Source organism: Adlercreutzia rubneri (assembly GCF_009755265.1).
In the GTDB taxonomy this organism is placed as follows: domain Bacteria; phylum Actinomycetota; class Coriobacteriia; order Coriobacteriales; family Eggerthellaceae; genus Adlercreutzia; species Adlercreutzia rubneri.
In genome coordinates this window covers 1-8,978 of the sequence record NZ_WPOO01000033.1, presented here as the reverse complement: position 1 = coordinate 8,978, position 8,978 = coordinate 1, and the positions used below count along the sequence as shown (strand labels likewise).

Sequence of the window (8,978 nt, the reverse complement as noted above, 5' to 3'; positions counted from 1 at the left end):
GGCTCGCGACATGGAATTCTAGGCTCGATGGGCGGCGGTACCAATTTATCTTACCCAGGGTACCAAGCCCGCTGACTGGCGGTACCAGATTCTGCTGATTGTTGGTACCGGAGAGGGTTACTACTCAATGAAAGGGTAAAGCAACCAGAATGCAATCATCAGAGAGAGCCACAAAGCCATCTTCTTTTCTTTAGGGCTCAATCTGCCAAGGTCTTCTAACGAAGCGCGGCTTTTTACCCCATCTACAAAGACCTTTCCAGACGGCTTAAACACTCTTATAAACAGAACTGTCACTAAAAATAAGTAGATGATGTTGGGAATGCCTATAGTGCTGAACCAGCCAACCCAGCTCAACCCTAATTCGGAATATTCAACAACGAGTGTATTGAGGGCTGGTTCCGAAGTCAAAAAGATAAGTGTCGTGGGAACTGCAAGCGCAAAACATGCAAAATTGATTACAGCGGCATCCGTCTCAGATACGCTATTTTCTTTGCACACTTCTTTTGCAACTGCCAATATGACGAATGTTCTTGCAAAGGCGCTTGGAATGATCAGTGCGAACAACAGCTCTATGACGGCTATCGCTGCAATGAGCGATTGAAAACCTTTGACTTGACCGGATGCGCAAATACTCAGAGCTGCTCTTCTAGCAAGTCCAGACCTTTCAACTCCAGAAGCTATGAGAAACGCGCAAAGCACCAGCCATAGACTGCCTCCTTCGTTCGTCCAGCCAGAAAAAACTGTTAGCGGATCAGAGGAGTTCGTGATGAGCAGTAGCCCCATATACAGCATGCCCGTAATTGGGGCCGGCATCACTCCGCTTGCCCAAAACGATAAAGCACCGAGAGTGAGAGCAAGCTGAATACGTGCTGGGCTTTCCAACTCCGGCAATGGAAATATCAAAACAAGAAGCCCAGCGGTCAAACCTACCGAAGCAACAATGCCTTTTAAATGAAGCTTTCCAAATGACGCTGTTCGCTCGACTACCATTAACGACGTTGCCTCAATTCGCTTGGGGCACCTAAGGCCGAAGTAAACTCTTGCCAGGCTAGGCATGCGGAAATCTGGAATTGGGTTGTGGCAAGGGAGTTGCGCTCTCCAAGTCTCTCCGAGAGCATATTGGCAATCCCCTTCGGCCACTGTTCAGCGAGGATAGAATTATATGTTTCTGCTCTCCTATGAAGAACGTTAATACTTGCGCTTTCGACGGTTGAGAGATTCGAGCTGTCGGCTGCTGCCTTTCCGACATGAAACCGTGGCGTCCAAAGAACATCTCCGTAAACGTCGCATAGGGACAGAATGCCTTTATCCGAGCGAACGTCCATCCGCATCAGGGCTATGGCATTATTGTCTGGGTCACTGGAATCCATTTCGTTTTGGAATCGAACGGAAAGGGGAATTCCTCCTACTTCTCCGACTAGGATGTCAAAAGGACCGGCATCTGCTATCTTATCCAATCTGAAAGGATGCAAGCTTCCGGCCACTTTCCCAACCACCTCTACAAAAGGGTATGCTACTTGTACGCATGTAGTCACATCTATGCTTAGCAATTCGTGTTCCTTGCGAAGGGAAGCTGCGGCATCAATGAAGCGCTTAACCGAATCGAGATATGGATAGAAACCGTTAAGCATGAATTTGCAATCATGTTCTGCAGCGCATCTGGTCAGCTCAAGAACCTCGCTGCTATGCATGGGCTGCTCTTGGATTACGTGAATGCCCTTCTCGAGGAAGGAGCGAGATATTTCAACTCCATCTCCTCCAACCATGGCTGATCTTACCACGACACAAGCAAGATCTATGTTTGCCGGAACGGCATTAGCCCCTTGATACAGAGGAACTCCGTATGATGCAGCCAAGGCGGCGCTTCTCTTGCTCCCCCTGCCTACAATACCAGCCAGCTCTACATCGTCGGCAATCTTAATGCCCTCGGCATATACGCTTCCGAACGTGCTCCCCACAACCACGGCTTTCATAACTCGCCTTCCTCGACTTCAAACAAAGACTTTGACGGTGCAATTTCGATTCGAGCACTCTTAGACAAAGATAGAATTCCGTATATCGCCAGTTCTGGATCAAGCAGATCGGGCAAGTTGTATACGCCATTGGGGATGCTCCCAGCAAGGAAACTCTCTATGGCATAGCATGCCACTGCTGCAGTTAGCTCATAGCTGTCGGCCGATTTAACAATGTAGGCCATTTCTCCAGAAGTTGCAGCCAACGTATAAAATGCCTGTCTACCCATAGCATCGATGGATGCGGCTATGCTGATTTTCTTGCTTGCTTCTTCGAGGCTCTGGGTTTTCGACAACTGTGCGTCGACAAGAGCCTTGCAAAACAGATCACCTACAAATACGTTATACCATTCAAGTCTTGGAAGTGCCTCCTTCTCGGCTATGACTCTCGCCTCTTCTGACAAAAAGGCTCTGCAAAACGACCCTTCGGGAAAGCAAGAGGGGGCGGGGGTTGGATCGTGGTCAAGTTCGCGGACTGCGCCGCTACGCCACATGGAGCCATTGTTGCCATATCCCGACGTATCGGACATGCTCAAAACTAGATCCGCCGCAGCACCCAGAGAGATATCTTGGACTCCCCCGGCAAAGCCAACAATATCCTGTCCTTTGTTTGCGGAAATAGCCATCTTTAGTAGAAGACCCGAGAGCCCCGGCACCATTCCTGCAGAAAATACAACCGGTGTTTCCGCCGATTCGTCAGCTAGGGTTTTGCACAGGTTTTCGCAGCCGGCAACGTCAAAGTATGCAACGCCTGAGCTTATGGCGGTTCTTGCTGCTGGTTCGCTCAGTAGATACGCGGGGCCAGCGCAGTTGACCACAGCATCGCATCCATCGAGAAATCTTGACAAAGAACTAGGGTCTGTCATGTTGACGATGAATCCGGCCGAGCGAGAACCGAGGCGAAGCTCGTACCCCTTAGCTTTCAGCATGTCGGCAAGCAGTGATCCAACATGCCCGCTCGACCCAAGCACTCCGATCATCGAAGCCCCACTCTCTTTGCGACATCTTTTGCGTGTTCTCCGGATATGCAGGTAAAGTGATCTCCTTCTATATCTTGGGTGTCTATCCCCATGAGGGCGACGCTGTTCCAGAAAACCGTTTCATCACCACCGATGTTCTTGAATAGCCCCATTCTTCCACTGTCTCGCAAAAAGTGGATAGGGCCAAGATAGGGTTTTGATTCGTATTCCATTACTGCAATCAAATTATGTTTGAACGTCCTGTAAATTTGGGTCAATCTTTCTACGACGTTGCTATCGGCGGTCACGGTTGAAAGTATCCTACGCATGCGCTCGTTCGAATCTAGGGAGGCAATCTTCTTCAGTTTTTCGACAACAGGGCCTTCACCATCGAGAAGATCCAATACTCCGGGGTGTCGGATCTGGGCATCAGCGATTGCGTTGGCGAAGGCTTCGTCGTCTTTCGGATACCCGAGGTCTTCAGTTGGGGCATTAAGTACGCGAGCAAAAGCATACTCAATCATTACGTCTTCGGTGATTTTGAACGGGAACCCATATGAGCTGATGACAAAGAGATCGGCAACGGTTTCTCCCTGCTCCATCAGGTTTCTTGCAATCTCTGTTGCGATCAAACCTCCCATGCAGTATCCCACTATCCTAAAGCTGCATCCATTCCATTCCGAGAGGCGGTCGGCATACTCTCTTCCGAGGGTTTCTATAAGAGATCGGGTGTCATAATCCAAGGCTTTTTGCATGTCGGGCATTTGCACACCGATGATGAGTTTGTCACCCGAAGCGCTAATAAGGTCGCGGTATGGGTCAAGAGTGCCTGTTCCGTCATGCACCAATACGTTAACGACGCCATCTCCGTTTCCGTCTTTCAATACGACAACAGGCTCCATCTGCCCTTTGGGCGCGGCCTTTTCTGCTTCTTCTGTACTGGAGAGCGCGAGTGCGAGTGAGCTGACCGTTGGGCTTTCCATCATCTTTCTCAAAAGCCACTCCCATTCAAGCTCAGCCGCTTCGTCTACGTTCTTCTTTATCTGGGCTGCGAGTTTGGTGGCCAAAAGCGAATCGCCTCCAAGCTCAAAGAAGTCATCATCCCTCCTGACGCTATCTGCTCCGAGTACTTCAGAAAACTCTACAGCTAGGCGTGCTTCCAAATCGCTACGGTAGCTGTCTCTCTCATCTCCGATGCCCGCAGTTTTCGACTGCGTTCTTCCGAGCAGTGGTAGGCGTTTAAGCTCGGCTCTGTCAACCTTTCCGTTTCTCGAAAGGGGAAGGGTGTCGATTATCCCAATGGCTTCAGGAATCATGTATGAGGGAAGGGTTTCTTGTGCGGCTGATACCACATCATCGACCGAAAGCGCGGCTATATCAGCCTTTGCTTGTGCGACTATCAGGTGCTGGCCAAAGAGATCCGGTTCTTCGTTCGTAGGAGAGCAGTCCGTCAAGCCAAAACCTGCTTTTGCGAGGATTCCGCTCCATTCGTCGAGGTTAAGGAATACCTTGCTGGTTCCTGCACGCAAATCCGAGTACTCCATCCCGAGGGCATCTTGGAAATCCATGCTGACCATAAGGGGAAAGCTCTCGCGCGTGGCCTCAATAAAGGCCAAAATGCCTCCCGGAGAAAGAAGGGATTTGATTTGCCCCAGCCCTGCAAGGACATCGATGCAATTATGGAGTACGTTTGCGCCTACGATGAGATCAAATGAGTTGTCTGCAAGTCCCTGAGTTCTGGCATCCTTATTGACATCGTAGATGGCGTAGCCAATCCAGTTTTTACCTTCGTAGCGATTTCGGGCTTCAGAGAGGAAGAATTCAGAGATGTCAGTAAAAAGATATGTGCTCCCCGTTCCCTCAAGCGCATCGATGAGCGAGTCGCTGCTGCCTCCCGTACCGGCCCCGACCTCAAGAACTCTCAACCCACCCTTGATGCGCGCAAATTCCGAAACCATGCTAACTAGTGTGGAGTTGAGAGTTTTGGAGGCTAGGTTGTCCCTGTAGGTTGAAGCGGCTACATCAAAACCACCTTCGGGAAAAAGTATGGATAAATGATCCACTTTCCCCGACACGAGGCCGGATAAGGAATCTATGCATGTGTGCAAAAACGACAAAAGCCCTTTGCTGTACTCGACTTTCAGTTCCAAGGATTCGAGCTGTTGCCATAAAGCTTCAATGTCGCCTCTCTTATAATCGTCCGAGAAGCAAAACGAGTCGCCCTTTGCATTGAGCGCTTTCATGTCGACGAGAGACTTCGCCCATCTCTCTAGGAGCCTTCTGTTCCTCTCTTTGGCATTGAGTCCATGCATCATGTCATCCATTGAGAAGCAATCTTTGCTAACGGCATCTGCTATCAAATTCATCATGGCCGACAAGCAGACCTCGTCAACTTTGCGGCAATACTCTGCAACTTCGTTGACAGCCATTTTGCTGAAGCGATCTCTCATACATTCTTTCATGGCGACCGTAGATCTCTTGAACAAGGATTCTGCCTTGTCGGGATTGACCTTTTCGGCGATGACTGCGGCGAGAAGATGCTTGTCGGTTTTATCGTTGTCGACAGCAAATGCGACAGCCTTGTCCACTCCCGGTGCCTTTTCTAAAGCGGCTTCCACTTCGCCTAGCTCGACGCGGTAACCCCGTACTTTAATCTGCTGATCTGCACGCCCGAGAAACTCGATGTCGCCGTTTTCCAGGTATTTGCCCATGTCGCCGGTTCGATAGCATTTCACTCCATCCCGCATTATAAAACTCTCGGATGTTCGAACAGGGTCATTGAGGTAGCCCGAAGCAAGGCTCTTTCCGCTAATGATGATTTCACCCGGAACGAGAAGAGGCAGCGATTCAAGTTCGCGTCCTACGATATCAAACTCCTGGTTGGCAAGAGGCTTTCCGTAGGGAATGCTTGCCTTTTCCGAATCCGATGGATTGATTTCGTGGAAGATCGACCAGATTCCTCCCTCGGTGGCACCGCCGAGGCTCACCATTTTCAAGTGAGGGATTTTATCTGCGATATCGTTGGGTAGAGAGACGGGTATCCAGTCGCCAGACAAGAGAGCGAGCCTCAAGGAAAGAGAGGGTACATCCGGAGCCGTATCAAGGTAGTAAGAAAGCATTTGCATCTGCTGGGGGACAGAATTCCATATCGTTACCTTGCGTTTAACAACTACGTCGCACCAGCTCGACGGATCATTAAGTGATGAGGGTTCGGGGAAGATAAGCTCTCCTCCGACGGAAAGGATTCCAAATATATCATATATAGCTAGGTCGAAGGTTAGCTCGGCCAATCCGATGATCTTGTCGCTCTGCCTAACGTTGAATCGAGAATTTATGTCGGCGATGGTGTTCCACGCGGCGGCGTGGCTCACCGCCACCCCCTTCGGCACCCCGGTGGAGCCAGACGTGTAGATCACGTAGGCTTCGTCAGATGGCAAAGTCCGATCCTCGAAGTTAGCGGAAATGTCATCGCTTAGGATAAGGTCGATATCCATAGCCTCTTCTTTGCCGGCCAAGTCAAGCCTTTCGAGGGTTTCAGCTTTGGCGAGAACCGCGCCCACTTCCGCATTGCCCATAACGGTGTCGACTCTTGATCGAGGATGGTCAGGGGATAGAGGAATAAAGGGAGCGCCGGCAAGGCTGCAGCCGATCACCGCAACTACTTGTGCAATGCTCTTCTCAAGAATGATCGCAGTCCGAACTCCTCGCTTTAACTTATGGGCCACTTTGAGGGAAAGCGCCCTCAGCTCCGCATATGTCACAAACTCATCTCCCAATCGCACGGCGGGGAGCTCTGGATGAGAGAGGGCTGTCTTCATAAAGTCTGAGTGGAGGGTACTCGACACTATTTCTTTGCCGGTGTCGTTTGCTGCGATACGAACAAGTTTCTGCTTTTGAGGTAAATGGACTATTCGTGTCTCTTCCCATGTCGCTTTGCTCGAGGCAAGACTTCTAAGGGTCTGTTCGAAGGATGAAAAGGCATCTGAAACCAGACCGTCAGGGAAGACTCCAGCGCGCTCATCCCAATTGATTACAAGAGACCCATTCCACTCCATCGCTTGGCAGTCAAGCCATACTTGGGGGGTTTGTGAAAGTCCGCCGATGACTCGAGAGCCACGAAAGAGGCTTGTTTCACTCAAGGACGATCCTCCGCGTAGGCCGATGCTGCTCGTGAAAACGAACGGCATGAGCGCCCCACCGCCCGCACGTCCACGTCGTCGCGCGATCTCTCTCAGCACGGAGACTCCGGAGAAGCTTCTATGTTCAAGATCCGACCATAGCTGTGATTGCGCTGCACGAGCGCGGGAGAAGAAGGGCGCGCGCTCGTCACGAATCAATCCCAATAGGCTTGACATTGTGAAATCACCGACCGTACGCATGATTCCAGGAATGTCATCCCCCCTGTTCAACATTGTCATATTGATCGTGAAATCCGATGATTCCGCCCACAGCGCCAAAGTGTCCGAGAATGCAGCGACCAATGCAGCTGTGGGGGTAACCCCTTTCTCTGCGCTTGTGCGACGGAATTCTGCCCATTCGTTATCGGTAAGGCTCATCTGGTGCCTAATGAATCTAACTCCCGTTCGCACGTCAGGATTCGGCCCCATGGGAAGCATAGGGGCGGGAGGCAATTCGTCAATGCGTGCCGACCAGTATTCCTCATCTGCTTTTAGAGAAGGGCTGGAAACTCCTCGGGTTTTTGCATCCATGACAAAATCTCTGAAGGAAATCTCGTCGCTGCTATCTAGTTGCTCGCCGTCATATGCCCGAGCCAGATCATTGAGGATTATGGTAATGCTCAAAAAGTCACAAAGAGCCAAGTTGACTGATATGTGGAGGATTGACTTAATCCCATCAGTACTCACTTTCAGTTCGTACGGATGGACCGAGGTTGCATAATCCTTGTGATCCATGGTTCTACGACATTCGGAAGCGACCTCTTCTAAGCTTCGCGATTCGGCTTCGACGAATTCAATCAATCCCACATCATATTCTTCCAGCACCTGCTGATAACCGTCTTCAGAAATGACCGAGTGAAGTACGTCATGCCGAGCCACCACTTTTCGCCATGCGTTGTTCAATCGCTCGAATTCAACGCCTCCCAAGCTAATCTCCATGTACCCTTGGCATCCCACTCCGCCGTAGGGATAAGCTTCGCTCTTGCCAAGCTGATAAGCTTGCTGTATGTCTGTAAGAGGATAAGGATCGTACCTTTTCTCGGGCTCGCGCTTTATCGGGCGAGGTTCGTTGAGGGCTGCGATTACAGCATCCCTGTTCTTCTTTATCAGGTTAGCCCTTTCTACCGTCATGGCTCCAGATGGCGCTCTGAATTTTAGCTTTCCGTCCTCGACCCATAAACGTATTCCCGCATCTGCCATCTCTTCAAGAAGGCATCGGATCTCGTCCATCATAGGGTTCCCTCCTCATATGTGTCCCCGCATGTCGTATCTATCTTTTGGCAGATTCCGGCTACAGTCGGATCGGATATAAATTCTTGAAGTCCAATTTTGAATCCAAGACGCTTTTCCAAAGCGCTCGTCATTCTCATGGCCATGAGGCTGTCGCCGCCCAGCTCGAAGAAGTTCGACTCCCTTCCGACGGGCCCCGCATCGAGCAGCTCCTCCCACACCGACGCCACGGCGCGCTCCGCTTCGGTGGCCGGTTCGGACAGGGAGGATGCGGACGGGGCCGCTTCGGGGGCCATGCCGGCCAAGGCCTTTCGATCGACCTTCCCGTTCGCGCTCAAGGGCCACTCGTCTAGGACCGTCACGTCATGGGGGACGAAGTAGGAGGGAAGGAGCCCGGCCACGCGGGACAGCACCCCGGCCGGATCCACGTCAGCCCCCTCGTCGGCGACCACGAACGCATGCACCACCGAGCGCTCGCGCTCGCCGGCCACGACGGCCACGGCCCCCTTCACCCCGGGGCATCCGGCCACGGCGGCCTCGACCTCGCCCAGCTCCACCCTGTGGCCGCGTATCTTCACCTGCTGCTGGGAATCCTTGCG

The 8,978-nt window shown here is 51.5% G+C and carries 5 protein-coding genes; all 5 read right to left on the bottom strand.

Going from position 1 to position 8,978, the window contains the following annotated elements:
• Window positions 1-120 precede the first annotated feature (120 nt).
• Complete coding sequence (locus GO707_RS11620; RefSeq protein WP_232325817.1) at window positions 121-990, bottom strand: anion permease; 870 nt, start codon at window positions 988-990, stop codon at window positions 121-123.
• Window positions 990-1,973: a Gfo/Idh/MocA family oxidoreductase gene (locus tag GO707_RS11615; RefSeq protein ID WP_157013072.1), complete on the bottom strand. Its 984-nt coding sequence runs from the start codon at window positions 1,971-1,973 to the stop codon at window positions 990-992. The genes GO707_RS11620 and GO707_RS11615 overlap by 1 nt, the downstream gene beginning before the upstream one ends.
• Complete coding sequence (locus tag GO707_RS11610) at window positions 1,970-2,992, bottom strand: NAD-dependent epimerase/dehydratase family protein (RefSeq protein ID WP_009608947.1); 1,023 nt, start codon at window positions 2,990-2,992, stop codon at window positions 1,970-1,972. The genes GO707_RS11615 and GO707_RS11610 overlap by 4 nt, the downstream gene beginning before the upstream one ends.
• Window positions 2,989-8,382: a non-ribosomal peptide synthetase gene (locus GO707_RS11605; protein ID WP_114538495.1), complete on the bottom strand. Its 5,394-nt coding sequence runs from the start codon at window positions 8,380-8,382 to the stop codon at window positions 2,989-2,991. Before GO707_RS11605 ends, GO707_RS11610 begins: the two co-directional genes overlap by 4 nt.
• The coding region (locus GO707_RS11600) for a phosphopantetheine-binding protein (protein WP_232325816.1) at window positions 8,379-8,978 on the bottom strand (600 nt) is incomplete at its 5' end. The genes GO707_RS11605 and GO707_RS11600, both read right to left, overlap by 4 nt.